Raw genomic sequence first — 1785 nt, forward strand, 5'->3', positions numbered from 1 at the left:
GCTCGCGCGGGCCGCCGACCCGCGCGAGCCACCGCGTTCTGACCGCAAGACCTAGCTGTTGGACGCCCTGAACACTGGAACCGACCACGATTGCGTTGGCGTCAGCAGCTGCCCATGCTCAGCAACATGGTCGCCAGCGGTAAATACCTCATCGAACATACCGACTTTGGTCCCGCCAAACGCCGCCGACATGGAAGCAAATTGCGAAGCGCTCGATTGTACATCAACGATCTGCTGGTGAGGCTCGCTTTCTGAATAGCGCTCCCCAGCGAACACATCAGCGAAAAAATCCGCTTTCAGAGCGAAGCCCTTTCTGTCGCCAAACCAGTCTGGATCGACTCTGAGCTTCTCGCCGCCCGTCAGCCCCACGGTTCGTCCCCCGTCCCAAAGATTTGCTGGCCACGTTCCCTGCATGAAAGCGGGAACTGAAGCACAGCGTTCTTCATGGCTTTCCGCGGGCGCTACCCCGTGGTCGGCCGAAATCGCCACCCGGGTGCGAGCGGCAACATCGTAGGCAACGGTCGACGCGAGGACAGGTCTGCCTGACGGCGATCCGCTGTCCGGTTCAACTGCAGCTTCGCCCATTTCGGCCGTTCTGGCTGTCGAGCCGGGAGAGGACGACGTGGCTCCGCTCGTTGGCGCCGAACGCGCCAGCAGCTGAGAGAAATTCCAGGAAGTCCCGTCAGCGAAGGCAACGGTCTCGATGCGAGAACCGGTGCTGTAGTTCCCGTACCGCATGGTGACCTGGTCGGTGGTACCGGCGATCTTGAGTACGAAATCATATCCGTTGTCGGCCTGGGTCACGATCACATCGCTGGCGCTGATGCCGGTGCCGAAGACGAGCTTGTCCGTGCCGGATCCGCCCTCGCCATATTCGCTGATGACGTCCTGCCCATCGCCCAGATTGAAGCGATAGACGTCGTCGCCAGCCCCACCATAGACAGTGTCGTTGCCGGTACCTCCGCTCAGATCGTCGTTGCCCGCCTCGCCGCGGATAACGTCATTGCCCGCACCGCCGTTGATCGTGTCTGCTTCCGGCCTGCCTCGGATGACATCGTTCCCCGACGTGGGGAGCCGTGCCAGCAGGTCAGCCAGCGACCAGAGGGTCCCGTCAGCGAAGGCAACGGTCTCGATGCGGGTGCCGGTGCCCGAGTTTCCGTACCGCATGGTGACTTGGTCGGCGGTACCGGCAATCTTGAGCACGAAATCATAGCCGTTGTCGGCCTGGGTCACGATCACATCGCTGGCGCTGATGCCGGTGCCGAAGACGAGCTTGTCCGTGCCGGATCCACCCTCGCCATATTCGCTGATGACGTCCTGCCCATCGCCCAGGTCGAAGCGATAGACGTCGTCGCCCGCTCCACCATAGACAGTGTCGTTGCCGGTACCTCCGCTCAGATCGTCATTACCCGCCTCGCCGCGGATCACGTCATCACCCGCACCGCCGTTGATCGTGTCTGCTTCCGGCCTGCCTCGGATGACATCGTTCCCCGACGTGGGGAGCCGTGCCAGCAGATCGGCCAGCGACCAGAGGGTCCCGTCAGCGAAGGCAACGGTCTCGATGCGAGAACCGGTGCTGTAATTCCCGTACCGCATGGTGACCTGGTCGGTGGTACCGGCGATCTTGAGTACGAAATCATAGCCGTTGTCGGCCTGGGTCACGATCACATCGCTGGCGCTGATGCCGGTGCCGAAGACGAGCTTGTCCGTGCCGGATCCGCCCTCGCCATATTCGCTGATGACGTCCTGCCCATCGCCCAGATTGAAGCGATAGACGTCGTCGCC

The 1785-nt window shown here is 62.4% G+C and carries 1 protein-coding gene; it reads right to left on the reverse strand.

What is annotated here, in order from left to right:
* Window positions 1-51 precede the first annotated feature (51 nt).
* The coding region (locus TPR58_RS15995; RefSeq protein WP_346247704.1) for a calcium-binding protein at window positions 52-1785 on the reverse strand (1734 nt) is incomplete at its 5' end.

It is taken from the genome of Sphingomonas rustica (assembly GCF_039652585.1).
GTDB classification, from domain to species: Bacteria; Pseudomonadota; Alphaproteobacteria; order Sphingomonadales; family Sphingomonadaceae; genus Sphingomonas; species Sphingomonas rustica.